Annotated in this window: 20 protein-coding genes and 1 pseudogene; 9 read left to right on the top strand and 12 right to left on the bottom strand. The window is 63.8% G+C overall.

What is annotated here, in order from left to right; all coding sequences use genetic code 11:
* Window positions 1-174: 174 nt before the first annotated feature.
* Together X726_RS160885 and purH are read left to right on the top strand one after the other, a co-directional pair.
* On the top strand, window positions 175-1,899 hold the full coding sequence (locus tag X726_RS160885) for a heparinase II/III family protein (RefSeq protein WP_023668638.1): 1,725 nt from the start codon (window positions 175-177) through the stop codon (window positions 1,897-1,899).
* A 106-nt stretch (window positions 1,900-2,005) separates the two neighbouring features.
* Entirely contained in the window at window positions 2,006-3,622 is a 1,617-nt protein-coding gene (purH, locus tag X726_RS160890; RefSeq protein WP_023668637.1) for a bifunctional phosphoribosylaminoimidazolecarboxamide formyltransferase/IMP cyclohydrolase, read from the top strand.
* 44 nt (window positions 3,623-3,666) lie between these two features.
* Here purH and X726_RS160895 read toward each other — a convergent pair whose 3' ends face one another.
* Both X726_RS160895 and X726_RS160900 read right to left on the bottom strand, forming a co-directional pair.
* Window positions 3,667-5,271 (bottom strand): MFS transporter, encoded by a 1,605-nt coding sequence (locus X726_RS160895; protein WP_348626748.1) that lies wholly within the window; start codon window positions 5,269-5,271, stop codon window positions 3,667-3,669.
* A complete protein-coding gene (locus X726_RS160900) occupies window positions 5,156-9,901 on the bottom strand; it encodes an NAD-glutamate dehydrogenase (RefSeq protein WP_023668635.1) in 4,746 nt (1,581 codons plus the stop codon). The genes X726_RS160895 and X726_RS160900 overlap by 116 nt, the downstream gene beginning before the upstream one ends.
* Window positions 9,902-10,032: 131 nt before the next feature.
* Between X726_RS160900 and X726_RS160905 the strand changes: the two genes are divergently transcribed.
* Window positions 10,033-10,596 carry a peroxidase-related enzyme gene (locus X726_RS160905; protein WP_023668634.1) on the top strand — a complete coding sequence of 188 codons (564 nt, stop codon included), beginning with the start codon at window positions 10,033-10,035 and terminating at the stop codon, window positions 10,594-10,596.
* Between the two features lie 3 nt (window positions 10,597-10,599).
* A complete protein-coding gene (locus tag X726_RS160910) occupies window positions 10,600-11,040 on the top strand; it encodes a hypothetical protein (RefSeq protein ID WP_023668633.1) in 441 nt (146 codons plus the stop codon).
* 25 nt (window positions 11,041-11,065) lie between these two features.
* On the opposite strand, the gene X726_RS160915 is transcribed toward X726_RS160910, so the two are convergent.
* Window positions 11,066-11,680 carry a LysE family translocator gene (locus X726_RS160915; protein ID WP_023668632.1) on the bottom strand — a complete coding sequence of 205 codons (615 nt, stop codon included), beginning with the start codon at window positions 11,678-11,680 and terminating at the stop codon, window positions 11,066-11,068.
* Window positions 11,681-11,819: 139 nt separating this feature from the next.
* Here X726_RS160915 and X726_RS160920 point away from each other — a divergent pair, with 139 nt between their 5' ends.
* Entirely contained in the window at window positions 11,820-12,854 is a 1,035-nt protein-coding gene (locus X726_RS160920; protein ID WP_023668631.1) for an L-idonate 5-dehydrogenase, read from the top strand.
* A gap of 341 nt (window positions 12,855-13,195) precedes the next feature.
* Window positions 13,196-13,822, top strand: a complete 627-nt coding sequence (locus X726_RS160925; protein ID WP_023668630.1) for a DUF1062 domain-containing protein — start codon at window positions 13,196-13,198, stop codon at window positions 13,820-13,822.
* Window positions 13,823-13,881: 59 nt separating this feature from the next.
* On the opposite strand, the gene typA is transcribed toward X726_RS160925, so the two are convergent.
* Window positions 13,882-15,711 (bottom strand): translational GTPase TypA, encoded by a 1,830-nt coding sequence (gene typA / locus X726_RS160930; protein WP_023668629.1) that lies wholly within the window; start codon window positions 15,709-15,711, stop codon window positions 13,882-13,884.
* 197 nt (window positions 15,712-15,908) lie between these two features.
* On the opposite strand from typA, the gene X726_RS160935 reads away from it, so the two are divergent.
* Window positions 15,909-16,187 (top strand): hypothetical protein, encoded by a 279-nt coding sequence (locus tag X726_RS160935; protein WP_023753187.1) that lies wholly within the window; start codon window positions 15,909-15,911, stop codon window positions 16,185-16,187.
* A gap of 47 nt (window positions 16,188-16,234) precedes the next feature.
* Here the strand turns inward: X726_RS160935 and X726_RS160940 are convergent, their stop codons facing one another.
* Together X726_RS160940 and X726_RS160945 are read right to left on the bottom strand one after the other, a co-directional pair.
* The gene (locus X726_RS160940) at window positions 16,235-17,809 is read right to left on the bottom strand and encodes an alkaline phosphatase (RefSeq protein ID WP_023668627.1); all 1,575 of its coding nucleotides are present in this window, start codon (window positions 17,807-17,809) and stop codon (window positions 16,235-16,237) included.
* A gap of 263 nt (window positions 17,810-18,072) precedes the next feature.
* On the bottom strand, window positions 18,073-19,356 hold the full coding sequence (locus X726_RS160945) for an MFS transporter (RefSeq protein ID WP_031214717.1): 1,284 nt from the start codon (window positions 19,354-19,356) through the stop codon (window positions 18,073-18,075).
* A 73-nt stretch (window positions 19,357-19,429) separates the two neighbouring features.
* Between X726_RS160945 and X726_RS160950 the strand changes: the two genes are divergently transcribed.
* Both X726_RS160950 and X726_RS160955 read left to right on the top strand, forming a co-directional pair.
* Window positions 19,430-20,047 carry a TetR/AcrR family transcriptional regulator gene (locus X726_RS160950; protein ID WP_023668625.1) on the top strand — a complete coding sequence of 206 codons (618 nt, stop codon included), beginning with the start codon at window positions 19,430-19,432 and terminating at the stop codon, window positions 20,045-20,047.
* Between the two features lie 255 nt (window positions 20,048-20,302).
* A complete protein-coding gene (locus X726_RS160955) occupies window positions 20,303-20,899 on the top strand; it encodes a hypothetical protein (RefSeq protein ID WP_023668624.1) in 597 nt (198 codons plus the stop codon).
* A gap of 218 nt (window positions 20,900-21,117) precedes the next feature.
* Here the strand turns inward: X726_RS160955 and ppa are convergent, their stop codons facing one another.
* The 6 genes and pseudogenes from ppa to X726_RS160985 all read right to left on the bottom strand — a co-directional run bounded on the left by ppa (window position 21,118) and on the right by X726_RS160985 (window position 25,296).
* Complete coding sequence (gene ppa, locus X726_RS160960; protein ID WP_023668623.1) at window positions 21,118-21,651, bottom strand: inorganic diphosphatase; 534 nt, start codon at window positions 21,649-21,651, stop codon at window positions 21,118-21,120.
* Window positions 21,652-21,774: 123 nt separating this feature from the next.
* Entirely contained in the window at window positions 21,775-22,281 is a 507-nt protein-coding gene (locus X726_RS160965) for a GNAT family N-acetyltransferase (protein ID WP_023668622.1), read from the bottom strand.
* A gap of 168 nt (window positions 22,282-22,449) precedes the next feature.
* A complete protein-coding gene (locus X726_RS160970; protein WP_023668621.1) occupies window positions 22,450-23,088 on the bottom strand; it encodes a TPM domain-containing protein in 639 nt (212 codons plus the stop codon).
* 6 nt (window positions 23,089-23,094) lie between these two features.
* Window positions 23,095-23,985 carry a YgcG family protein gene (locus X726_RS160975; RefSeq protein ID WP_023668620.1) on the bottom strand — a complete coding sequence of 297 codons (891 nt, stop codon included), beginning with the start codon at window positions 23,983-23,985 and terminating at the stop codon, window positions 23,095-23,097.
* A 35-nt stretch (window positions 23,986-24,020) separates the two neighbouring features.
* A pseudogene (locus X726_RS160980) lies at window positions 24,021-24,476 on the bottom strand (TPM domain-containing protein); the annotation flags it as partial.
* Between the two features lie 49 nt (window positions 24,477-24,525).
* Window positions 24,526-25,296: a YgcG family protein gene (locus tag X726_RS160985; protein WP_196813610.1), complete on the bottom strand. Its 771-nt coding sequence runs from the start codon at window positions 25,294-25,296 to the stop codon at window positions 24,526-24,528.
* Window positions 25,297-25,380 lie beyond the last annotated feature (84 nt).

Here is a 25,380-nt window from a genome sequence, read left to right as displayed (position 1 = left end):
TTCGGGGCGGGTCGGTGGCCGGCAGCGTGAGGCGCTTCACGTCGGCGGAATTCGACTTCGCACAAGTTCTTGAATCATATAAGCTTGTGCTGGGGTACCGGAACATGATGCCGAAAAGTGTGACGCGGTTTTCGGGCGACAGCATGCTCTATCTCCAGGCGACGAGGAGGGGTTTTGGCACTGGCTGCCGGCAGCACGACACGTCTGTGGACGCTTGTCGCTAAGGAGTTTTGGCGCAAGACGCGCCGGCGCCTTCGCGCAGGGCCAGTCTATCGCTGGCGCTATTCCGGGCGCACGCCCGAACGCGTCCTGATTGCACCGCCCGACCTCAGGCTCGCCGATCCGCAGATCGCGCTCGAGATTTATTATGGCCGCTATCCGCTGTCGGGACATCTGGTCGAGACCGGCGGCAAATCGCCATTCCAGATCGACGTCGCCAACCGCGGCTGGGTGAAGACGCTGCACGGCTTTCGCTGGCTGCGCCATATGCGCGCCGCCGGCACCGAGCTGGCCGCCGCCAATGCACGCGCGCTTGTCTCCGACTGGATCGCCATGCATGGCAACCAGATTTCCGGCATAGCCTGGGAGCCCGGCACCACCGCCAAGCGAGTCATTGCCTGGTTGCAACACTCCTCGGTTGTCCTACAAGGGGCCGAATTTCCGTTCTATCGCGCCTTCCTGAAATCGCTCGCCGTGCAGATCCGCTATCTCCGCTCGATGGCGCGCGAAATGCCGGACGGCAAGGACAGGCTGCGCGCTCGCATCGCGCTTGCCTTCGCCGCGCTGTCGCTGCCGGCGCCGGCCTCGGCACTGCGCGGCGCCACCCGCAACCTGGCGGAAGAACTCGACCGCCAGATCCTTCCCGATGGCGGCCATATTTCGCGCAACCCGATGGCGGTGCTCGAATTGCTCGCCGATCTCCTGCCGCTGCGCCAGACCTATGCCAATCAGGCAGAAACGCCACCGGCCGCCCTGATGGGCGCCATCGACCGCATGCTGCCGGCGCTGCGCTTCTTCCGCCATCAGGATGGCAGCCTCGCCCGCTTCAATGGCATGGGCGCCACCATCCACGACCGCATTGCCACCATCTTGCGCCACGACGACACCGCCGGCGCGCCGCTGCTGCACGCGCCGCATTCCGGCTATGAGCGGCTGTGTATGGGCGGCGTTACGGTAATTGCCGATACCGGCCCGTCGCCGGCCGTCGATGTGTCCAACGCCGCGCATGCCGGGTGCCTGGCCTTCGAACTCTCGTCCGGTCGCCAGCATTATATCGTCAATGCCGGCATCGACACCTATGGCGCCGCCGAATTCCGGCCGCTGGCCCGTGCCACCGCGGCGCATTCGACCGCCACCATCAACGACACCTCGTCGGCGCGGTTTTCCCATTCGCTGCGCGTCAACGACCTGCTCGGCTCACCCTTGCTCGGCGGCCCGCAGCATGTGCCTTGCAAGCGCATCGACCAGAAGGGCACGCAAGGGTTCATCGCCCGCCATGACGGCTATATGCAGCGCTTTGGCTTCCTCCATGAGCGCGAGCTGAAACTGTCGAGCGAGGGCAATGTGCTCGCCGGCAGGGATCGCTTCCTTCGCCCGGGCGGTGCGGCGATCCGCAACAATGGCCGCGACTTCGTCGTGGTGCGCTTCCACATCCACCCTGATATCAACCTTTTGCAGGACGAGCATGACCGCCTGGTGCTGACCGCCGACCAGGCCGACACCTGGGTGTTCACCTGCACCGAAGTGGTGCCGGAGGTCGAGGAATCGATCTATTTCGCCGGCCTTGGCGGCCCGCGCCGCAGCCGCCAGATCGTGCTCGCCTTCAAGGCCTCGGAGATCGCCGAAGTGCATTGGCAGCTCACGCGCACTGGCATCGCCGGCTATCCCGAGCACAGCTGAGCGTCGTTGCCGGCGCCGGCTTGATCGAGCTTCCGGCTTGATTTCCTGACCTCATGTGCTACGGCCCGGCAACGCTCTCCAATCAGCCCTGAAAGGCCGCCAGCCCATGGCCGTCGCCGCCAAGAACATTCCGGCACCCGACCTCGTTCCGGTCCGCCGCGCCCTGCTTTCCGTCTTCGACAAGACCGGCCTGACCGACTTCGCCAAAGGGCTGGTCGCGGCCGGCGTCGAGCTGGTCTCGACCGGAGGTACGGCAAAGGCGATCGCCGAGGCGGGGCTGGCGGTGCGTGACGTCTCGGAACTGACCGGCTTTCCCGAGATCATGGACGGCCGCGTGAAGACGCTGCACCCGTCGGTGCATGGCGCACTGCTCGGCGTGCGCGACGATCCCGAACACGCCAAGGCGATGCACGATCACCGCATCGAGCCGATCGATCTGCTCGTCTGCAATCTCTACCCGTTCGAGGAGGTCCGCCGTTCCGGCGCCGACTATGCCGCTGTTGTCGAGAACATCGACATTGGCGGCCCGGCGATGATCCGCGCTTCGGCCAAGAATCACGCCTATGTCGCCATCGTCACCGATCCCGGCGACTACGCCTCGGTGCTGAACGCGCTGGAGATGAACATCGGCTCGCTGTCGCTGGATTTCCGCCAGAAGCTGGCGGCCAAGGCCTTTGCCCGCACCGCCAGCTACGATGCGGCGATCTCCGGCTGGTTCGCCGAAACGCTTGAGATCGAGCACCCGACCTGGCGCACCTTCGGCGGCAGGCTGGAAAGCGTCATGCGCTATGGCGAGAACCCGCATCAGAGCGCCGGCTTCTACGTCAATGGCGACAAGCGGCCGGGGGTCGCCACGGCTCGCCAGTTGCAGGGCAAGCAGCTGTCCTACAACAACATCAACGACACCGATGCCGCCTTCGAGCTGGTCGGCGAGTTCGATCCCAACCGCTGCGCCGCCGTTGCCATCATCAAGCACGCCAACCCGTGCGGCGTCGCCGAGGACGCTTCGCTGGCTGCTGCCTATGCGAGAGCGCTGGCCTGCGACCCGGTTTCGGCCTTTGGCGGTATCGTTGCCATGAACCGCATCCTCGATGCCGAAGCGGCGCAGGAGATCGTAAAAACCTTCACCGAGGTGATCATCGCGCCGAACGCTTCGGAGGACGCTGTCCGCATCATCGCCGCCAAAAAGAATTTGCGACTGCTGGTCACCGGCGGTCTGCCCGATCCGCACGCCGGCGGCATCACTGTGAAATCCGTCGCTGGCGGCATGCTCGTCCAAGGCCGCGACAACGCAATGGTCGACGATTTCGAACTGAAGGTGGTGACCAGGCGCGCGCCGACGGCGGCCGAGATGGCCGACCTCAAATTCGCTTTCCGCATCGCTAAGCACGTCAAGTCGAACGCCATCGTTTACGCCAAGGACGGCGCCACGGTCGGCATCGGCGCCGGGCAGATGAGCCGCGTCGATTCCTCGCGCATCGCCGCCCGCAAGGCGCTCGACGCGGCGGAAGCAGCTGGCCTCGCGGAGCCGTTGACCAAGGGCTCGGTGGTCGCCTCCGACGCTTTCTTCCCTTTCGCCGACGGGCTCATATCCGCGATCGAAGCCGGCGCCACGGCGGTGATCCAGCCCGGCGGCTCGATGCGCGACGACGACGTTATCGCCGCTGCCGACGCGCATGGCATCGCCATGGTGTTTACCGGCGTGAGGCATTTCAGGCATTGAGCGCCTCTGCCTTTTCCCACAAGGGGAGAAGGAAAAGTGCGGCGCTATTCCACTGGCTGATCCGCCGGGTACGGCGTCCAGATCAATATCGCGATCCCAACGCCCAGGAACAGCACGATGGCCGCCATGCCGAGCCGCGCCGAGCCGCTGGCGAGCGTGATCGACGCCACCATGAACGGCGCCAGGAAACTCGTCGCCCTTCCGGCCAGCGCATAGATGCCGAAATAGCGGCCGGATTCGGCCGCGGTCACGCTGCGCGCCATGTAGGAGCGTGACGACGCCTGCACCGGTCCGAACGCCAGCCCGATCAACAGGCCATAGAAAATGTAGGCCTTTTCCGCCGCCGTGCCGAACAGGCCGCCACTATCGGCTCCCGGCATCATCCAGGCGCCGAACAGCGTGTAGCCTGGCCCGGTCGAAACGATGCCGATGGTGGCGATGCTGAGCAGGACGAGCGAAATCATCACGATGGTCTTGGAGCCAAGCGCGGTGTCCAGCCATGCGGCAACCAGGCAGCCGACGATGGCGACGACGTTGAGAATAATGCCGAACATGCCGATCTCGGTGATCGACCAATGGAACATCGCTGCCGCAAAGGTGCCGCCCAAAGCGAGCAGCGCATTGACGCCGTCCTGATAAATCATGCGGGCGACAAGGAAGCGGAAGATGCCTTTGCGCCGGCGCACTTCAGTCAGCGTCGACTTCAGTTCCGACAGCCCCTCGCGCACCGCCGGCCCGATCGGAATGCCTTTGATGGCGTCTGGCGTGAAGAAGAACATCGGCAGGATGAACAGGAAATACCAGCCGGCCGACAGCGGCCCGGTGGCGCGCGCGTCCTCGCCGAGATTCGGGTCGAGCCCAAAGAGCGGGTCGATGCCGATGATCGTCTTGCCGGTCTCCGGCGAACCCGCCAGACAGGCGACGACAAAGATCAGCGCGATCATGCCGCCGAGATAACCAAGTCCCCAGGCAATGTTGGAGACGTGGCCGATCTCGCTCTTCGGCACCAGGCGCGGCATCATCGAATCGTTGAACACGGTCGAGAATTCCGCCGCGACCGAAGCGAGAGAAAAGAACAGCACCACCAGGAAAAGGTTCGAGCCGGGAGCGGCGAACCATAGCAGGCAAAGGCTGATGATCTTGATCGAGGCGAAGAACGCAATCCACGGCTTGCGCGGCCCGGTCTGGTCGGCAATCGAGCCGAGGATGGGCGACAAAACGGCAATGACCAGGCCCGCAACAGCGATGCCGTAGCCCCAGGCCGCCTGGCCCGAAACCGGATCGTTGGCCATGCGCGAGACGAAATAAGGGCCGAAGATGAAAGTGGTGACGACGGTGAAGAACGGCTGCGCCGCCCAGTCGAAGAACATCCACCCCCAGATGCCACGCCCGGATGCCCGCTGCACTGCATCTATCGCCGCCATGATGATTCCCCCGGACACCGCGCTTGTCGGACGCCATGTCTGCATGTTTCGAATGCTCATGCAAACCGCCAAAGATTCGCGCTGCCCCTCACCTGGATGTCGCCGCTGTCTACCTGCATAGAGACGCGAAGAAAGGCGCCGCGCCCCTACCTCCCCCTTGTGGGGAGGTCGGACCGAAGGTCCGGGTGGGGGTCGGNGCCGCCACAGGGTCCGCCGTCCCGGCATGGCCGGCGAGAGCCGCCACCGCGATGCCGCGCCGCGCCGCGCCGATCGTGTCGGTGGCGCGCGACAGCGCCAGCTGGTCGTAATAGTCCGACGGCGTGATAGAACGCGCCGCCTCTTCGACGCGCGGAATGCGGAAGGCATCGCTGACGGCGAAGAACGCCTTGGCCGAGGCGACGACGTCGGCATTGGCCGTGCGCGCCGTCAGTGCGATGTCGGGGATCAGTCCCGCCACATCGGCCATTGCCAGCTGCCCGGCGAGCTTTTCCGGGGCGCCGGCCTTGAAGAGGCCATACCGCCTCTCCTCGACCCGCTCGCGCGAGAAGGCCGGTAGCAGCGAGAGCAGCTTCGGCTCCAGCGCCATGCGCGCCTCTTGCAGTTCGGCAATGCGCTGGCCGAGCGCTGCGGTGCCGGCATCGTTCTTCAGATACCAGCCGCTGGTCACGAAGATAAGCCGGCTGACGGACTGGTAGAGATCGAGCTGCGCCTGGCCGTCGATGTGGCTGTCCAGCGCATCGATCTCCTGATAGAGCGCCGGCAACGCGAAGCCGTCGCGCACCACGGCGAAGGTGCGCACCACGTCGGCCGCGCTGCGCCCCGTGGCTTCCTGCAGCCGGTTGACGAATGACGGTCCGCCGCGATTGACGAGATCGTTGGCGACGACGCGGGCGATGATTTCGCGGCGCAGCCGGTGGCCATGGATCTCGGCCGCATATTTCTTCGCCATCCGGTCAGGGAAATAGCCCATCAGGTCGCGGTCGAAATGCGCGTCGTCAGGCACGTCGCTGGCGACGATGTCGGAAAACAGCACGATCTTGGCATAGGCGAGCAGCACGCCAAGCTCCGCCCGGGTCAGCGGCTCGCCACGCGCCTCGCGCTCGGCAAGGGCGGCCGGCGACGGCAGCGTCTCGACAGCGCGGTCGAGCAGGCCCCGAGCCTCCAGCGCCGCCATGAACCGGCTCTGGTGCGCGATGTCGGCAAGGCCGCGCTTGCGGGCGATGGAAAGCGCCAGCGTCTGTTCGTAATTGTTGGACAGCACGAGGCCGGCGACCTCGTCGGTCATCTCGGCCAGCAGCTTGTTGCGCGCCGGCCGGGTCAGCGATCCCTTGCGCATGGCGGACGCCAGCGCGATCTTGATGTTGACCTCGACGTCGGAGCAGTTGACGCCGCCGGAATTGTCGATGGCATCGGAGTTGCAGCGACCGCCATTCATGCCGAATTCGATGCGGGCACGCTGCGTGACGCCGAGATTGGCGCCCTCACCGATCACTTTGGCCCGCACATCGAGCGCGGTGATGCGGATGGCGTCATTGGCGCGGTCGCCGACTTCGGCATTGGTTTCGCCCGAGGCCCGTAAATACGTGCCGATGCCGCCGAACCACAGAAGGTCGACGTTCGCCTTGAGGATGGCGGTCATGATCTCGGCCGGTGTCGCGGTGGTCTTGGCGAGGCCAATCGCCGCCGCCGCTGCCGCAGGCAGCGTGATCGACTTCTGGCTGCGCGAGACGATGACGCCGCCTTCCGACAGTTTGGTCTCGTCATAGTCCTGCCAAGACGAACGCGGCAGCGCGAACATGCGCTCGCGCTCGGCCATCGACGCCACTCTGTCTGGATCGGGATCGATGAAGATGTCGCGATGGTCGAAGGCGGCGATCAGCCTGGTCTGCGGCGACAGCAGCATGCCGTTGCCGAACACGTCGCCCGACATGTCGCCGACGCCGACGACGGTGAAGGGGGTGGCCTGGATGTCGCGGTTGATCTCGCGGAAATGCCGCTTGACCGCTTCCCAGGCGCCTTTGGCGGTGATGCCCATCTTCTTGTGGTCGTAACCGGCCGAGCCGCCGCTGGCGAAGGCATCGTCGAGCCAGAAACCGTGTTTCTCCGAAATGGCATTGGCGGTGTCGGAGAAGGTTGCCGTGCCCTTGTCGGCGGCGACGACGAAATAGGGATCGTCGGGGTCGCGCCTGACAACGCCGGCCGGCGGGATGACACCGTCCAGCCCGATATTGTCGGTAATCGACAACAGGCTGGAAACGAAATTCTTGTAGGCCGAGGTGCCGGCCTCGAAGATGGCGTCGCGGCCGGCGCTCATCGGCAGCTTCTTCGGATAGAAGCCGCCCTTGGCGCCGACCGGCACTATGACGGCGTTCTTGACCTGCTGCGCCTTGACCAGGCCGAGCACCTCGGTGCGGTAATCCTGGGCGCGGTCCGACCAGCGCAGGCCGCCGCGCGCAACCGGGCCGAAGCGCAGATGCACGCCCTCGACCTCGGACCCATAGACGAAGATCTCGCGCCACGGCCGCGGCGCCGGCAGGCCATCGACCGCTTGCGAGTCCAGCTTGATCGCCAGTGAATGGCCCCGCGCCTTCGTTCCCGCAACGAAATGATTGGTGCGCAACGAGGCTTCGATCAGGTTGAGATAGCGGCGGATGATGGTGTCGTCATCGATGTTAGGGACTTCCTCCAGCGCGTCCTTGATCTTGGCCTTGAGGTGCTTGGCGGCGACGACGCCTTCCGTCTCGGCGGTCGGGCCGAGACGAGCGACGAACAGTGCATGCAGGCCGCGCGCAATGTCGGGATAGCGGTTGAGCGCGGCCGCGATGAAATCCTGGCTCTGCGGGATACCGGCTTGCTGCAGGTAGCGGCCATAGGCGCGCAGAATGCTGACTTCGCCCGACCACAGGCCGGCGGTCTGGGCAAGCCCGTTATAGCTGTCATTGTCGATGTCGCCGCGCCAGACCGACAGGAACGCGTCCTCGAACAGCGCGCCGCCATCGCTGAGGTCGATCGGCTTGCCGTAGCTGTTCTCCAACTCCATGTCGTGGACGAAGACGGTGTCGCCGCCGTCCTCGCCAACTTCGAAGGTGCGCTCGCTGATGACGCGGAAGCCGATGTTTTCCAGCACCGGCACGCGACGCGACAGCGCTACCGGGCTGCCGTGGTGGTAGATCTTCAGCGCTGCCTGATGCGGTTTCTGCTCGGCATGGCGGTAATAGTCGATGGCGATCGGGTTGGCGGTGCTGATGCCGGCGATGCGCCCCGCATCCTTCAGCGCGACGGCCGCGCTGAAGGAATCGCGATAGCTCTCAGGCAGACGCGCGGCGATCGCCTTCAGCGATGGATCGCCGCCGACGGCTTCCGCAGCTTCGGCCAGCGCGTCGTCCCAGGTTCGCACGATGTCGCGGATCGCCGCTTCGATCACCGCCTGCTCGACCTTCGGCGTCTTGCCGCCGGAGCGGCCGATGATGAAATGCACACGCGCCAGCCCGCCCTCGGGGAAAGCCGGATAGTAAGCCGACAAACGGCCTTCGAAGACGGTCTTGAGATAGGTGCCGATCTTCTCGCGCACGACGCTGTCATAGCGGTCGCGCGGCACGAAGACGAGGATCGAGACGAAGCGGTCGAACTGGTCGGCGCGCACCAGCGCCCGCACCCGCGGCCGCTCGACCAGGCCGAGAATGGCCGCGGCGTGCTTCTTCAGGATCGGCACCGGCACCTGGAACAGTTCGTCGCGCGGATAGCTCTCCAGAACGTTGATCAGTGCCTTGCCGGAATGGTCGTGCCGGTCGAAGCCGGACTTGGCGATGATGGTCTCGGCCTTTGACCTCAGATACGGGATTTTCATCACCGAGCGCGTGTAGGCGGTCGAGGTGAACAGGCCGACCATGCGCAACTCGCCGGCAAGCGTGCCCTTGGCGGTGTAGGTTTTGACGCCGATATAATCGAGATAAATGCGGCGGTGCACCAGCGACTTGGCGTTGGCCTTGGTGACGATCAGCGGCTCCGGCCCATGCAGGAAGGCGCGGATTTCGGGCGTCGTCGTCACCGCCTCGGTGCCGCGCCGGAGCACCAGCACATCCGGGTCGGCGAGGATGCCGAGACCGGGTTTGTCGGCGCGCTCCAGATTGCCGCTCTCCGCGCCGCCGGAATATTTGAACTCGCGCATGCCAAGGAAAGTGAAATTGTCGTCGCGCAGCCATTCAAGGAAGGCGATGGCCTCGGCAACGCTCTTCTTGTCGAGCGGCACGGCGGAATAGCGGAATTCGGAAATCGCCTGGTCGAGACGGGCGAGCATCGGCTTCCAGTCGCTGACGGCGGCGCGCACCTGGTTGAGCATCTTGCGCAGGCGGTCGGCCAGCGCGTCGGCCTGCTCCGCCGTCAGGCGCGGAATATGGACATGGACGACGCTCAGGCGGTCGTGATTGCCATCGTCCTTGAGGGCGCTGCCGTCGCCGAGGATCTCGTCGACGCCGGCCTTGCCGTGACGCACGACGATGACCGGATGGGTGACCAAAGTCGGTTCGCCGGCAGTTTCTGTGATCTCGCCGAGGATCGAATCGAACAGGAACGGCATGTTGTCGTTGACGACGGTGATGATCGTCATCGGGCGGCCCTCGCGGGAGACGCCCGACCCGGCATCGACGGCGACGACACTTTGGCCCTTCTTGTGGGCGGCGACCGCACGTCCTGCCAGGTCGGCGGCGCGCTCCAGGTCGGCGGCGTCATAGGCGGCAATGTCTTCGGCCGGCGCGCGGGCCAGCAGATAGTCGGCGAGCCTGGCCGGCTTCCCGTCGGGTTTCACCCCGGCATTGGCTGTTTTCTTCGGCTTAGCTGCGGATTTCACGCTCGCCATGTTGTCCTCCCGTCACATGCTTTTACGACTATGGTAGCAGATGACCGCTGTTTGGCGACAAAGGTTTGACGGCTCGATAAGAATTACAGGAATTCGACGGTCAGGCGGCGGTGAACGAAGAGGGAGACCCCATGTCCGGCAAAATCAGCGCACTTGACCTCGGTATCGCGGAACTGAGCGAGGCGACAAAAGCCTATTTCGCCAAATGCGAGGAAAAGCTCGGCCTGGTTCCCAACGTGCTTCTTGCCTATGCCTTCGACGAGAAGAAGCTGCGCGCCTTTACCGACACCTACAATGATCTGATGCTGGGTGAATCCGGCCTGTCGAAGCTGGAACGGGAGATGATCGCGGTCGTCGTTTCCTCGATCAATCACTGCTATTATTGCCTGACCGCGCATGGCGCGGCGGTGCGCCAGCTCTCCGGCGATCCGGCTCTCGGCGAGATGATGGTGATGAACTTCCGCGCTGCCAATCTTTCACCGAAACAGACGGCGATGCTCGAATTCGCCGTCAAGCTGACGGAAGAGCCGGCAAAGATCGTCGAGGCGGACAGGGAAGCACTGCGCAACGCCGGCTTCACCAACCGAGACATCTGGGACATCGCCTCGACCGCCGCCTTCTTCAACATGTCGAACCGCGTGGCGGCGGCCATCGACATGCGCCCGAACGACGAATACCACTCAATGGCGAGGTGACCAATGACGATAGATACGTCAGGCAAGTGGTGGGTTGGCAGCGAGCCCACTGACATCGGAGAATACTTGGAAGCCTATGGCGCCGACAACGCCGAGGTTCATGACTTCAGGCTCGCCCGCTGCAAGTGCGGTTCCATCTCGTTTCTCCTCGATGCCGACGATGACGAGGGTGTGGCGCGACGAACGTGCACGGTCTGCGGACCCGAGCATCTTATCTGCGACAGTGCGGAATTTTGGGACGAAGCCCAGCCGGAACGATGGGCGTGCACCGAGTGCGGCTCCGAAGCTGCAAACATCGGCGTCGGGTTTTCCATCTACCCGGAACGTGACGGCGTTCGCTGGCTTTATGTTGGCGTACGATGCGCGGCCTGTGGCGTTTTGGGATGCTTCGCCGGCTGGAAAGTTGGCACGTCTGATAGCATGGGTCTATTGGACAAAGTCTAGCTTTGAGGTTCCCATAGAAAGGCGGTCAGGATCGCGCCGCGATGGCCGCGGCGGCGCCGGCCATCGTCGTGGCGCTGATGCGGTTGGCGATCTTCATCGCACGCTTGCTCTTCAACAGTTTGCGCGCCTGTGAGGCCGCGACGACCCAGGCGAGATCGATGGCGATCAGAACCACCGCCATCGTCGCCGTCAGTTCGACCCAGCCGATGACACTCACCGAAGCGAGGTCGATGATCGTCGGCAGCAGCGCCAGATAGAACATCATGATCTTGGGATTGCCGAGCGTCACCGCCATGCCGGCAAAGAACAGCTTTGTCGCCGAATCCTCGCGCGGCATCTCGCCTTCTTTTGCGTCGACAGGTGCGGTCCACATCTTGAAGGCGAGGTAGGCGAGGTAAGCGACGCCGATCCATTTCACGACGACGAAGGCTAAATGGAAGGTCTGCGCCACGACCGCCAGCCCGAACACCGCCAGCGACAGCCAGATGGCCTCGCCGATCCACATGGCGAGCAGGAAAGGGAACACGTCGCGAAAGCCTTTCGAGATGACGCGGGCAACAAGTGCGGCGATCGACGGGCCGGGCGAACCGGCAGCGACGAACAAGGCGGCGGCGAAGATCAGGAGCGAGGTGAGGTGCATGACGGAGCCTTCGAGCGTTGGATGGCGAAGAATATCCGATCGGCGTCAATTTGGCACCCTCTGCCTGAGGGCCAACGAACGCGACACATTTCGGAGATCGGACTTGCCCGTGCCAGCGGTTTGAGAAAGGATCGCGGCCGTGAAATCAATCGTCATCCACGCCGCAAAAGACCTGCGCATCGAAGAGACCGATTCGGGCGCGCCTGGCGCCGGACAGGTCGAAATATCGGTCGAGGCCGGCGGCATCTGCGGCTCGGACCTGCACTACTACAATCATGGCGGCTTCGGCGTGGTGCGCCTGCGCGAGCCGATGATCCTCGGACATGAGGTCGCTGGCACGGTGAAGGCACTTGGCGCCGGCGTTTCCAGCCTTGCCGTCGGCGACCGCGTTGCGATTTCGCCCAGCCGGCCCTGCAATGCGTGCCGCTACTGCCTGCAGGGCGTGCAGAACCAATGCCTCGACATGCGATTCTACGGCAGCGCCATGCCGATGCCACATATACAGGGCGCCTTCCGCCAGTGCCTCGTCGCCGAGGCCTGGCAGTGCCACAAGATAGCCGACCATGTCTCCATCAACGAAGCCGCCTTTGCTGAGCCGTTCGCGGTAACGCTGCATGCCGTCAACCGCGCCGGCTCGCTGCTCGGCAAGCGGGTCTTGGTCACAGGCAGCGGGCCGATCGGTGCGCTCAGCATCCTTGCCGCACGTGTCCACGGCGCGCGTGAGATCGTCGTCACCGATGTCATGGACGCGGTTCTGGCCAAGGCCAACGAGATCGGCGCCGACCGCACCATCAATGTCGCCACAGATGCCGACAAGCTCGCTGGCTACAATGTCGAGAAGGGCAGTTTCGACGTCATGTTCGAATGCTCCGGCAATGAGCGCGCGGTGCGAGCCGGGCTCGATGTGCTGAAGCCGCGCGGGGTGCTCGTGCAGCTCGGCCTAGGCGGCGACATGTCGCTGCCTCAGAATCTCATCGTCGCCAAGGAGATCGAAATGCGCGGCTCCTTCCGTTTCCACGACGAGTTCGCGCTGGCCGTCGATCTGATCAACAACCGTCGCGTCGACGTTAAGCCGCTGCTGACCGGCATCTATCCAATGGACGAGGCGGTTGCGGCTTTCGAGATCGCCGGCGACCGCAACAAATCGATGAAGGTACAGATCGCCTTCGCCTGAGCAGGGCGAGACACCGCCATGAACCTTGCCCGCTCGGCATCTTGCCGCTAGAAGAACCGTCCCGACATTCATTTCGAGCTTCATTTTGCCTCAGTAACCGCCGGTCTCGCCAACTCCCCTGATCACACTTGGCAGGGCGCCGCATTAAGCGGTGCCTGCTCCATTTCACGTGTTCCTCAGGCGGCGGTTCGAGACCGGTTTGGCACTGCTGAACCGTTGTCGCGCGCTTTGCCGCCCGTGACAGCTGATTTCCGACATAGCTAGCTCTCGCCACGCCGTGCCCGCATGGGCATCTCGCCATTGCCGACCTGAAGAACTTCCACACTGGAAGGTCTTCCGGCTTGTCCCAACATCTCGCTATCCACTGGGCAATCACGCCCGAAATCGCGCCTCGACCCCTGGTCCACTGCAACCGCTGCAGCGCGGTGAAAGCCTATCGCTGCAGCGACAAATTCCGCGTCAACGCCAATGGCAAACGCATTGATGTCTGGCTGATCTATCGCTGCATCGACTGCGACAATTCGTGGAATTTCGGCATTTTCGAACGCTGCAACCGCCGCGACATCGAACCCGCGCTGCTGGCAGCGCTCGAAAGCAACGATCCGGCCCTCGCCCGCCGCCATGCCTTCGATGTCGTGGCTTTGCGAAACCGGGTCGGCCGCGTCGAGGAGTTTCCCGATGTCGCCGTTCACAAACACCGGCTCGGCGGCGAAGGCCGACCCGCAGCCGCGCTTGAAATCAGGCTTGGGCTGGAAATGCCGACATCGCTGCGGCTCGACCGTCTGCTCGCCGGCGAACTCGGCATCTCGCGGTCGCGGCTTCAGGCACTGGAGGAGAAGCTGGTGTTGACCGTCTTTCCGGAGGGAGCCAAGGCTTTGCGCAAGCCGGCTCGCGATGGCACGATCGTGCGAATTGATCTCTCCGGCGAAGCCGACCGAGAAACCATCATCTCAAGGGCGAGCAGATAATCGAAATAGGGCGAAGCACATCGGTGCTTCGCCTCCTTCCGGATTTGGAAATCAGACGATTACGCCGCGCCCACAACCTTGGCCGACTTCTCGAAGCGCTTGCGCTCGTTCGGGTCGAGATAGAGCTTGCGCAGGCGGATGGTCTTAGGCGTCACCTCGACCAGCTCGTCGTCCTGGATCCAGGCCAGCGCGCGCTCCAGCGTCATGCGGATCGGCGGCGTCAGCTTCACCGCCTCGTCCTTGCCGGCGGCGCGGATGTTGGTCAGCTTCTTGCCCTTCAGCACGTTCACTTCGAGGTCGTTGTCACGGCTATGGATGCCGATGATCATGCCCTGATAGACCTTGACGCCCGGGTCGATGACCATCGGGCCGCGGTCTTCGAGGTTCCACATGGCATAGGCCACTGCCTCGCCCTGTTCGTTGGAGATCAGCACGCCGTTGGTGCGGCCCGGCAGTTCGCCCTTGTAGGGCTGGTAGGCGTGGAACAGCCGGTTCATCACGGCGGTGCCGCGCGTGTCGGTCAACAGTTCCGACTGGTAGCCGATCAGTCCGCGCGTCGGCGCGTGGAAGACGATGCGCTGACGGTTGCCGCCCGAAGGCCGCAGCTCGACCATCTCGGCCTTGCGCTCCGACATCTTCTGCACAACGATGCCGGCGTGCTCCTCGTCGACGTCGATGACGACTTCCTCGATCGGCTCCAGCAATTCACCGTTCTCGCCCTTCTGCATGACGACGCGCGGACGCGACACGGCGATTTCAAAGCCTTCGCGGCGCATCGTCTCGATCAGCACGGCCAGCTGCAATTCGCCGCGGCCGGAAACGAAGAACGAATCCTTGTCGGGCGATTCCTCGATCTTGAGCGCGACATTGCCTTCGGCTTCTCGCAGCAGGCGGTCGCGGATGACGCGGCTGGTCACCTTGTCGCCTTCGGTGCCGGCGAGCGGCGAATCATTGACCAGGAAAGACATGGTCACGGTCGGCGGATCGATCGGTTGCGCATGCAACGCCTCGGTCACCGCCAGGTCGCAGAACGTGTCGGCGACAGTGCCCTTCGACAGGCCGGCAATTGCCACGATGTCACCCGCCTGCGCCTCTTCGATCGGCTGGCGCTCGAGGCCACGGAACGCGAGGATCTTGGAGATGCGGCCGGTTTCGATCTGCGTGCCGTCATGGTGGAGCACCTTGACCGCCTGGTTGGACTTCAGCGTGCCGCTCTCGATACGGCCGGTAATGATGCGGCCGAGGAACGGATTGGCTTCCAGGATGGTGCCGATCATGCGGAACGGGCCGGGATGAACGGTCGGCTCCGGCACATGCTTGATGACGAGGTCGAACAGCGGCGCCAGGCCCTGGTCCTTCGGGCCTTCCGGATTTTCCGAGACCCAGCCATCGCGGCCAGAACCGTAGAGGATCGGGAAGTCGAGCTGCTCGTCGGTGGCGTCAAGCGCTGCAAACAGGTCGAACACCTCGTTGACCACCTCGACGTGGCGGGCGTCCGGACGGTCGATCTTGTTGATGACGACGATCGGCTTCAGACCGACCTTGAGCGCCTTGCCGACGACGAACTTGGTCTGCGGCATCGGGCCTTCGGCGGCGTCGACCAGCACGATCGCCGAATCCACCATCGACAGGATGCGCTCGACCTCACCGCCGAAATCGGCGTGGCCGGGTGTGTCGACGATGTTGATGCGGGTGTCCTTCCAGTCGACCGAGGTCGCCTTGGCCAGGATGGTGATGCCGCGTTCCTTTTCGAGGTCGTTGGAATCCATGGCGCGCTCGGCGACGCGCTGATTGTCGCGGAAGGAACCGGATTGTCGCAGCAATTGGTCGACGAGGGTGGTTTTTCCATGGTCGACGTGCGCGATGATCGCGATATTACGAATTTTCATTTTGTGGTCTCGGGAGCGTTGCAGGCAGCAGGCCAAAAGGCGCCGCCTCTTTCAGTTGCGCGGCTCATACAGGGTTTTTCGCAATTGCGAAAGAGGAGGCGCACCACCAAATACTCATCAAATCTTAAGCATCTCGGTGTGAGATGGTTTTGTTAACCAAGGCGGGAACCTTTCTGGGCCCGGGTAGTTCGAAATTGATGACCGACAAACTCAACCGATTTTGGCCCCTCATCGCTTCGGTCGCATTCGCTGCCGTGCTGGCGGCCAATGCCGCTCAATCGGCCGCCACGGTGAAGGAAGCCAATCCGGCTTCGTCGTCCGACCGGACGGCCGAGCAGATGTTTGCCGACGCCCCTGATGGCGTCGACCCCGTGGTCACCGGCCCGGTCAGCGCCTCTTTCAAGCAGAGGCAGCAGGTTGCAGGCTGCGACAGCGCGGTGTGGCCGAAGATTCCGACGGTTTGCTACCCGGACTGACGGCTGCCCCTTCCAGGCATAGCGATGCTTCGCACCGACCCAAAGGCTTACGCCGACCGCACCGGATCGAGCGTCACCTTGTAAAGCTCGATGTCGTCGCGATCCATCAGCCGCACGGTCAGCTGCTCTGTCGCCCCTGAAATGTCCACCAGGCCAAAGAACTGCAGGCCGGCCGAGGGTGGCAGGTTCTGGCCCTGTTCGGTGGTCGGCGCCTTGATGAATTTCAGCTCCGGGCCGAAGGTCATGTCGAAATCATTGGGACCGAAGGTACCGGCGTGGATCGGGCCCGAGACGAATTCCCAGAAAGGATTGAAATCCTGGAACCGCGCCTTGTCGGGGTTGTAATAGTGCGCCGCCGTGTAGTGGACATCGGCGGTCAACCAGACCGTGTTGGTGATGCCGGCACTCTTGATGTAGCGCAACAGGTCGGCGATCTCGAGCTCGCGGCCTTTGGGCAGGCCATTGTCGCCATTGCTGATGGCTTCCGCGCCGACCTTCTTGGCGCCGTCGTCCCAGACGACGAGGCCGAGCGGCATGTCGGCGGCAATGATCTTCCAGGTCGCCCTGGAATTCGTCAGCTCGCGCTTCAGCCATTTCGTCTGCTGTTCGCCCAGCATGCGTGACTGCGGCGTCATGTCCTCCTGCATGTCGGGGCCGTTCGGGCCGCGATAGGAGCGCATATCGAGGAAGAACACGTCGAGCAGCGGCCCATGCGCGATCTTGCGGTAGACGCGGCCGGGCTCGGACGGCTCGTAGCGGATCGTCGTCATCTCATGGAAGGCGCGCGCCGCACGCGCCGCGAGCACATGGATGGATTTTTCGGTGTAGCGGCTGTCGGCGCCGAGATTCTTCGAATCCGACCAGTTGTTCAGCACCTCGTGATCGTCCCACTGGTAGAAGGTCGGGCAGATGGCGCTCAAGGCCAGAACGTTTTTGTCCATCATGTTGTATTTCCACTGGTCGCGGTACTCATCCAGCGTCTCGGCCACCTTGCGCTTGCCGTCGATCAGGACGACGTTTTTCCACTTGCCGCCGCCAGGCAGGTCTACCTCGTCCTTCATGGCGCCATCGGCATAGATGGTGTCGCCGGAATGCAGGAAGAAATCCGGCGTGTGCCTGGCGATGGTGGCGTAGGTTTTCATGCCGGTCTCATCGATTCCCCAGCCCTGGCCGGCCGTGTCGCCCGACCAGGCGAATTTTATGTCGCGCTTCGAGGCGGGTGCTGTGCGGAAACGGCCGACGATCGGTTCGGAAACGGCGTTGATATCCGACAGGTCGGCGGCAGTCATCCGGTAGAAGATATCCTGGTCGGAGGCGAGGTCGGTAAGCAGGCGCTTGACTGTGAAGTCGCTGGCCGGCGAGGTATCGAGCGGCGCCAGCCGCGTCGCATTGGCGAAGTTTTCCGTCGACGACACTTCGAACGTGACGCGCGAAGGCCGGTCGGTGCGCGTCCACACCATGCCGCTCGAGGCATCGACATCGCCGGACTGGACGCCATGGGTGAAGGCCGGGCGCTGGCTGGCGCGCGAATAATAGGGCAAAGCGAGCCCCGATGCGCCGAGCAGACCGGCGGCGCTGGCAGAGGTGACGAAAGCGCGGCGGGTCAACGAGATCTTGTTCATGGCTGTCTCCTGATGGCTTCGAACGGTGCCAGCAAGCTCCAGCTTCAATGTTTCAGCCACATCTCGGGAAGATGAAACTTTGATAACAATCGACAGGTGATCTCCGCCCTTGAGGGGGGAGATGTCGCCGAAGGCGACAGAAGGGGGTCGCCTCGCTTGGAGCGCCGACCTCCTATGCGCAAGAGGCTGAGTCCGGTCGCACGGACCCCCTCTGGCCGCTTCGCGGCCATCTCCCCCCTGAGGGGGGAGATTAGTACCGCGCCTTACGCCGCTTGCGGCTCCGGATCGAAAGCCGGCCTGCTCGTATTGATCAGCAGCGACAGACACGCAGCCACGCTCGCCGTCATGCCGGCGATCAGGAAAGCCAGTTCGTAATTGCCCTGCAGTTCGCGCATGGTGCCGCCGAAGGCGGCGGCGGTGGCGGCGCCGACTTGGTGGCCGGCTACGATCCAGCCGAACACGATCGGGCCGCTGCGGTCACCGAAGGCCTCGTTGGCGAGCCTGAGCGTCGGCGGCACGGTGGCGATCCAGTCGAGACCGTAGAGCACGGCGAAGATGATCAGGCTGGTCGCCGAGAAGCCGGAATAGGGCAGATAGATCAGCGCCAGGCCGCGAATGCCGTAGTAGACGCCGAGCAGCTTGCGCGGGTCGAAACGGTCGGTGAGCCAGCCCGAGAGCGTCGTCCCGATCAGGTCGAAAATGCCCATAAGCGACAGCAGGCCCGCGGCCTGTACCTCGGGGATGCCCATGTCGCCGCAGAAGGAGATCAGATGCGTGCCGACCAGCCCGTTGGTGGTGAAGCCGCAGATGAAGAAGGTGGCGAACAGATACCAGAAGACGCGGGTGCCGGCGGCGCGGCGCAGCGTGTTGAGTGTATGCGCCAGGAAATTGCCTTGCGATGCCGGCGATACCGGCGGCACGTCATCGGCCCCGGCGCCATAGCGCACCATGCCGATCGAAGCTGGACGCTCCGGAACCAACAGCCAGACCAGCGGCAGAAGACAGGCGGTGGCGATCGAGACGGCGGTAGCGACGGGCTGCCAGCCACCCGACTGGGCGAGCGATGCCAGCAGCGGCAGGAACACCAACAGGCCGGTGGCGCTGGAGGCAGACATCAGCCCCATCACCAAGCCGCGATTGGTCTTGAACCAGCGGTTGACGATGGTGGCGCCGAGCACGGTGGCGACCGCGCCGGAGCCGATGCCGGAAAACACGCCCCAGGTGAGGAACAGGTGCCAGGGCTCGGTCATCAGTAGGCTGAGCGCGGTCGAGCCCGACATGATCACAAGCGAGGCAAGCAGCGTGCGGCGCAAGCCGATACGCTCCATCAATGCGGCGGCAAACGGCCCGGTCAGGCCGTAAAGGAAGATGCCGATCGCAGCGGCAATCGAAACCGTATCGCGCCCCCAGCCGAAGCTTTTATCCAACGGCAGCATCATCACCGAGGGTGCGGAACGAAGCCCGGCCGCGATCAACAGGCAAAGGAAGATGACGCCAACCACGACGAAAGCGTAGCGCTGGCCAAAGGGACGGGATTGAGCTATCATGTTACTGACCGGTACGTTGCAGGGTGAGGACATGTATACGTACCGATCGGTAACACGTCAATCGAGTCATACCATGCCAACGGACAAAAATATTGAACTGACCATCAAAGACGGTCATGCAGCCGCACCGCCCAAGGCTGCCAAGAAAATCCTCGACGTGGCGTACGACCTGTTCTACCGCCGCGGCATCCGGGCGATCGGCGTCGACGAGATCGTCAAGCGCGCCGGCGTCACCAAGCCCAGCCTCTACCGCAGCTTTCCCTCCAAGGACGAGCTCGCCGCTTCCTATCTCAGGCAATATGACCGTGAGTATTGGGAGCGTTTCGACGAAGCCGTGGCTGCCCATCCCGGCGACCCACGGGCACAGCTCAGGGCTTTCCTGACTCGCGTCGGCAAGCGCACGCAAAGGCCGGACTATCGCGGCTGCGGCATGACCAACGCGGCGGTGGAATATCCCGAACATGGCCATCCGGCGCGCGTCGTCAGCGAGGCCAACAAGCAGGAGTTGCGCCACCGCCTGCGCGCGATGGCCGCAGCGATGGGCGCTAAAGACCCTGACACGCTCGGCGACGGCCTGCTGCTGTTGATCGAAGGCGCCTATATCAGTGGCCAGCTCTTCGGCCTCGGAGGCCCGGCGGCAGCGGTCGCCCACAACGCCGACCTGCTGATCGAGGCGAGCTTGAAGAAATAACATTTCGAACGTTGGCGCCGCCCCTCACCTGCCGGCATCCTTTCCCGGAAATGGGGCGAGGAACGCTCTCATCACGATTTCGCCAATTGCCAGCGTTGCAAGGTTGTCGCCAGCGGCGCAGCCGGCCACTTTCTCCCGTTCAGGGGGAGAATTGCCCGGCAGGGCGATTTGGGCGGCGCCAACGTTGAGATTGGCACGCTAGGCCGGCCGCAGATTTGGCGATAGGCTGGGGCGAACTTCACGGGAGACGTCCGCATGCGAACCCTGCTGCTTGTTCCATTCGCCCTCGCCGCCCTATCCCAAACCGCCCATGCCGACGGCATATCAAGCGTCTACACCGACCTCGACTCGCAAAAGGACTGCGTCACCTATGCGCAGGCGCAGGAAGGCGACGGCGAATGGGCCGAACTCGCCTGCTCCGGCTATCGTGGCTATCCCGTGCTGATCGCCTATGACGACGCCCGTGAATCGCTGTTCTACGGATTTCCGCCCGGCGGCGACATGACCTCGGTCTGGGAGAGCTTTTCCGGCTTCAACTCGTCCGGCGCCAAGGTCGAGTGGCGCATCGAGACCAAGGGCGACGTTGCCGTTCCCTTTGCCGTCATCCACCGCCGCTCGATCAGCAATCCCGAGGACGAGAACAAGCCGACCGAAGTGCTGCTCGTCGCCAAGGTCGCCCAGATGGAAGCCCGCGACGGCTGCACCATCGGCCTCGTGCTGGCCACCGGCAACCCGCAGGCCAATGACCAGGCGCGCAAGCTGGCCGACGAAAAGGCGAAGAGTTTCGCCTGTGGCAAGGACAAGCACACCCTCATCGGCAACGTGCCGGCGTTTGGTCGGGTGGATAACTAGTCACGTGGGTGCAAGGCACCCCCTCTGCCCTGCCGGGCATCTCCCCCTCAAGGGGGGAGATTGGCAGCTTCGCTGGCGGCGCTTTTCTTTCGGCGCTGAAAATTGACGAAAGCCGTTGCGACTCCCCCCTTGAGGGGGAGATCGCCGGCAGGCCAGAGGGGGGTGCCTCGCGCTGGCGTTTGCCGCTTACTTGAACGAGACGCAGGCCTCTCTCGGCGCTACTTCGCCGCCTTCGCCCGTGCGATCGCGTCGACGATCATCTTCTTGGCGTATTTGGAATCGTGCCAGCCTTCGATCTTGACCCATTTGCCGGGCTCGAGATCCTTGTAGTGCTCGAAGAAGTGCTGGACCTGGTCGCGGGTGATCTCGGGCAGCTGCGTGTATTCGGTGACGTTTTCGTAGCGCAGCGTCAGCTTCGGCGACGGCACGGCAATGACCTTCTCGTCCTGGCCGGCATTGTCTTCCATCACCAGCACGCCGATCGGTCGCACATTGATGACGCAGCCCGGCACCAGCGCGCGCGTGTTGCAGACCAGCACGTCGATCGGGTCGCCGTCGCCCGACAGCGTGTGCGGCACGAAACCGTAATTGCCGGGGTAGCGCATCGAGGTGTGCAGGAAACGGTCGACGAACAGCGTGCCGGCCTCCTTGTCCATCTCGTACTTGATCGGCTCGCCGCCGATCGGCACCTCGATGATGACGTTGATGTCCTCGGGCGGGTTCTTTCCGATGGCAATGGCTTCGATTCGCATGGCTTAAATCCCTCTCTCGATGTCCAAGATCGATAGCGGGCGGCGCAGCATGGTGCAATGCGGCGATTGGTGCGAAGCGCTAACGGAAGCGCACGGTTTATGATGATTTGTAACCGAAGCCGGTCATTCCCAGACGAAGGCGACCTTCTTGAGCGCCCTCTGCTCGAAAATCTCGACGCCTTCGGCGACGTCACGGCCACCCGCGCCGGCATAGAAGGAAAGTGCGTTCTGGTTGTCTTCCAGCGCCCACACCACCATTCCCTTCAGCCCGTGGTCGGCAAGCCGCGCCCGCGCCGCCTTGAACAGCCGGCTGCCGAGCCCGATGCCTTGATATTCCGGACGCAGGTAAAGTTCGTAGATTTCGCCCTGTTGCTTCAGCTCGCGGGCGCGGTTCTTGCCGATCGTGGCATAGCCGGCGATGGTGCCGCCGATCTCGACCACCAGAACGGTGGCGGCGCGGCGGATGGCGTTGGCCCACCAGTCGGCGCCGCGGCGGTTGATCATCGAGGTCAGCGAGCGATGCGGGATGATGCCGGAATAGGCGCCCTCCCAAGCCTGCTGGTGCACGTCCGCAATGGCGCCAGCGTCGCGCGGTTCGGCTTTCCTGATGTCGATGCTCAGCGTATTCATGATTTGTTAACCATAAACCCGCATCGGCCATTTGCAAGAGTCGAGGTCAGCCCGCCGACCGCTTTCTCACAGCCGATCGCGACGCTGCTGACAATGGGCAAAGCCTGCTTGGAAAACGCACCCAGCCGGCGCGGTCAGGCGTCCGTCCGGGTAGCGCGTGCTGGCTTTTCAGATCTCGACGAGATGATCGTCCAGTTCATTGGCGTCGCCCGACGTCACCGGGAAATGCTCGGCCAGCACCGCGCCGACCTGCCCGATCGCCTTGACGAAGCCGTCGGCGAGCCGGTCGTCACCGGCATGCTGCAGGAGATCGCGCACCACGCCGTCCCAGACATGCTGGCCGACCTTGCTGTCGATGCCCGAATCGGCGACCACTTCGGCATAACGCTCGGCGATCGACACGAAGACCAACACGCCGGTGCGCGCCGTGGTGCGGTGGACATTGCGGGCGAGGAACTGCCTGAGCGCATTGTGATGTGCCGCCTGATAACGCTGCCGGCGCGGCACCAGATGGATGCGCAAGCCCGGCAGCGCCCACAAAAGCACCAACACCGAGGCCAGTGCCAGCAGTTGGACAATGACGAAATGCGGCAGCCGGATCGACAGCCACCAGGCTTCCAGCCCATAAGCGACGGCGAGGCTGGCAATCAGCATGCCTGATGTCGCCATGAAGGCGGCGGGAAAGAAATAGCCGTCGCTGGCATGCGCAACGACGCAGTAGATCTCGCCGTCGGTTTTGGCCTCGGCCGCGCGGATCGCGGTGGCGATGCGCTCATGGTCCTGTGGGCTGATCGGTCGTGTTGCCATCTTCTCTCACCAGCTCCCTGAAGACCCGCCACCGCCAGACGAACCGCCGCCGCCTGAAAACCCGCCGCCGCTGCTTGAGCCCGAAGACCAGCTGCTGCCCGAACTTCCCGATGACCATCCGCTGCCCGACGACGAACTTGTTGTCCAGCTGCTGGAGCCCGAGGACGATCCGCTCGGCCCCTGGCCGTAGCGAAAGGTCATGCCCAGCCATTTATACACGCCCGGCGACAGCTTGGTGCCGAAGATCGGCGGCAGGAAGGCCATCGCCAGGCCGCCGAAGAACATCGCCGCCCACAGGATCAGGAAGACCGTGACGACGGGATCGATGGGCGTGCTGCGGTCGGCCGGGTTGCGCTTGCCGCGCGCCTCCAGCTCTTCCGGGTTGCCTTCCAGCACCATGACCATGTCGTCGACGGCCTTGGAAATGCCGCCGGAGAAATCACCGGCGCGGAACGCCGGCACCATGTCGTTTTCGATGATCAGTTTGGTGTGCAGGTCGGTCAGCGTGCCTTCCAGCCCGTAGCCGACCTCGATGCGCATCTTGTGGTCGTTCTTGGCCACCAGCAGAAGCACGCCGTTGTTTTCGCCGGCCTGGCCGAGTTTCCAAAAGCGGAACAGCCGGTTGGCGTAGGGTTCGATCTCCTCGCCGTCGAGGCTGTTGATCGTGGCGACGACGATCTGGTCGGAGCCTTTGGTCTCGAAATCCGCGAGTTTCTGCGTCAGTGCCGCCTTGGTCGCGGCGTCGATAATACCGGCATTGTCGACCACCCGCCCGGTGAGTGCCGGCAGGTCTGCCGCCAAGGCTACAAACAGCATGGTGAGCATCGTCAACAGGGCGATGCCGATCGTCGCGGCTGCGCGGCCAGGTCTTGGCGGATTGAAGACGCGTACTGTCATGCCGTCACCAGTTCCCCTCAACCACCATGACTGTCCTCAATCACCATGATCATGTCGTCGACCGCTTTGGAAATACCGCCGGAGAAATCCCCGGCGCGGAAGGCCGGCACCATGCCTTCAATGATCCGTGTGGCGTGCTGGTTGGTGAGCGTGGCTTCCAGCCCGTAGCCGACCTCGATGCGCATCTTGCGGTCGTTCACGGCCACCAGCAGAAGCACGCCATTGTTCTTGGCCTTCTGGCCGAGCTTCCAGGCGTTGAACAGCCGGGTGGCGTAAGGCTCGATCTCCTCGCCGTCGAGGCTGGGAACCGTCGCGACGACGATCTGGTCGGAGCCTTTGGTCTCGAAATCGGCCAGTCTTTGGGTGAGCGCCGCCTCGGTCGCGGCATCGATGATGCCTGCATTGTCGACGACACGACCGGTGAGGGCGGGCAGTTCCGCCGCCAGCGCCGCGAAGCTGACGAGCAAGACCAGCAAGGCAGCGCCGGTCATCGTGGCGAAGCGGCCATGCCAGGGATTGGCGATGCGTGTTGTCATCTCGTCACCAGCTTCCCGAGGAGCCGCCGCCGCCGGACGAACCGCCGCCGCCGGAAAAGCCGCCACCACCGCTTGAACCCGACGACCAGCCGCCCCCGCCCGAAGACCAGCCGCCGCTGGACGACCGCCGGCCCGGCTCGAATGTCATGCCGAGCCAGCGATAGCGGCCGGGACCGAGTTTTTGGCCGAAGATCGGCGGCAGGATGGAGGCGGCCATGCTGCCGAAGAAGATGATTGCCCAGATGCTGATGAAGACGCCGAAGAACAGATTGTCGGTATTGATGGGCGGCTTCTGGTTGCGCTCGCCGCGCGCCTCCAATTCCTCCGGATTGCCTTCCAGCACCATCACCATGTCGTCGACGGCCTTGGAAATGCCCCCGGAGAAATCGCCGGCGCGGAACGCCGGCACCATGTCGTTTTCGATGATCAGCTTGGTGTGCAAATCGGTCAGCGTGCCTTCCAGCCCATAGCCGACCTCGATGCGCATCTTGCGGTCGTTCGGCGCCACCAGCAGCAGCACGCCGTTATTTTCCTTGGCCTGGCCAAGCTTCCAGAAGCGAAACAGCCGGTTGGCGTAAGGCTCGATCTCCTCGCCGTCGAGGCTGGGGATGGTGGCGACGACGATCTGGTCGGAGCCTTTTGTCTCGAAGTCGGCGAGTTTCTGGGTGAGCGCGGCTTTGGTGCCTGCATCGATGATCCCGGCGTTATCGACGACGCGGCCGGTCAGCGCGGGGAGGTCGGCGGCGAAGGCGGTGAGGGGCAGGAAGACGGCCAGAAAGGCGAGAAGAACACCAAGGTTGGCGTTCCTTCGCGTCCCCCTCTGTCCTGCCGGACATCTCCCCCTCGAGGGGGGAGATTG

Source organism: Mesorhizobium sp. LSJC285A00, assembly GCF_000503155.1.
In the GTDB taxonomy this organism is placed as follows: domain Bacteria; phylum Pseudomonadota; class Alphaproteobacteria; order Rhizobiales; family Rhizobiaceae; genus Mesorhizobium.
This window is presented reverse-complemented; position numbering and strand designations above follow the sequence as displayed.

What these genes read in the sequence shown, in the direction of transcription:
- purH (WP_023668637.1), top strand. Translation starts at nt 2,006, where the DNA reads ATGGCCGTCGCCGCCAAGAACATTCCGGCACCCGACCTCGTTCCGGTC.
- X726_RS160905 (WP_023668634.1), top strand. Translation starts at nt 10,033, where the DNA reads ATGTCCGGCAAAATCAGCGCACTTGACCTCGGTATCGCGGAACTGAGC.
- X726_RS160910 (WP_023668633.1), top strand. Translation starts at nt 10,600, where the DNA reads ATGACGATAGATACGTCAGGCAAGTGGTGGGTTGGCAGCGAGCCCACT.
- X726_RS160915 (WP_023668632.1), bottom strand. Translation starts at nt 11,680, where the DNA reads ATGCACCTCACCTCGCTCCTGATCTTCGCCGCCGCCTTGTTCGTCGCT.
- typA (WP_023668629.1), bottom strand. Translation starts at nt 15,711, where the DNA reads ATGAAAATTCGTAATATCGCGATCATCGCGCACGTCGACCATGGAAAA.
- X726_RS160935 (WP_023753187.1), top strand. Translation starts at nt 15,909, where the DNA reads ATGACCGACAAACTCAACCGATTTTGGCCCCTCATCGCTTCGGTCGCA.
- X726_RS160940 (WP_023668627.1), bottom strand. Translation starts at nt 17,809, where the DNA reads ATGAACAAGATCTCGTTGACCCGCCGCGCTTTCGTCACCTCTGCCAGC.
- X726_RS160945 (WP_031214717.1), bottom strand. Translation starts at nt 19,356, where the DNA reads ATGATAGCTCAATCCCGTCCCTTTGGCCAGCGCTACGCTTTCGTCGTG.
- X726_RS160950 (WP_023668625.1), top strand. Translation starts at nt 19,430, where the DNA reads ATGCCAACGGACAAAAATATTGAACTGACCATCAAAGACGGTCATGCA.
- X726_RS160955 (WP_023668624.1), top strand. Translation starts at nt 20,303, where the DNA reads ATGCGAACCCTGCTGCTTGTTCCATTCGCCCTCGCCGCCCTATCCCAA.
- ppa (WP_023668623.1), bottom strand. Translation starts at nt 21,651, where the DNA reads ATGCGAATCGAAGCCATTGCCATCGGAAAGAACCCGCCCGAGGACATC.
- X726_RS160965 (WP_023668622.1), bottom strand. Translation starts at nt 22,281, where the DNA reads ATGAATACGCTGAGCATCGACATCAGGAAAGCCGAACCGCGCGACGCT.
- X726_RS160970 (WP_023668621.1), bottom strand. Translation starts at nt 23,088, where the DNA reads ATGGCAACACGACCGATCAGCCCACAGGACCATGAGCGCATCGCCACC.
- X726_RS160975 (WP_023668620.1), bottom strand. Translation starts at nt 23,985, where the DNA reads ATGACAGTACGCGTCTTCAATCCGCCAAGACCTGGCCGCGCAGCCGCG.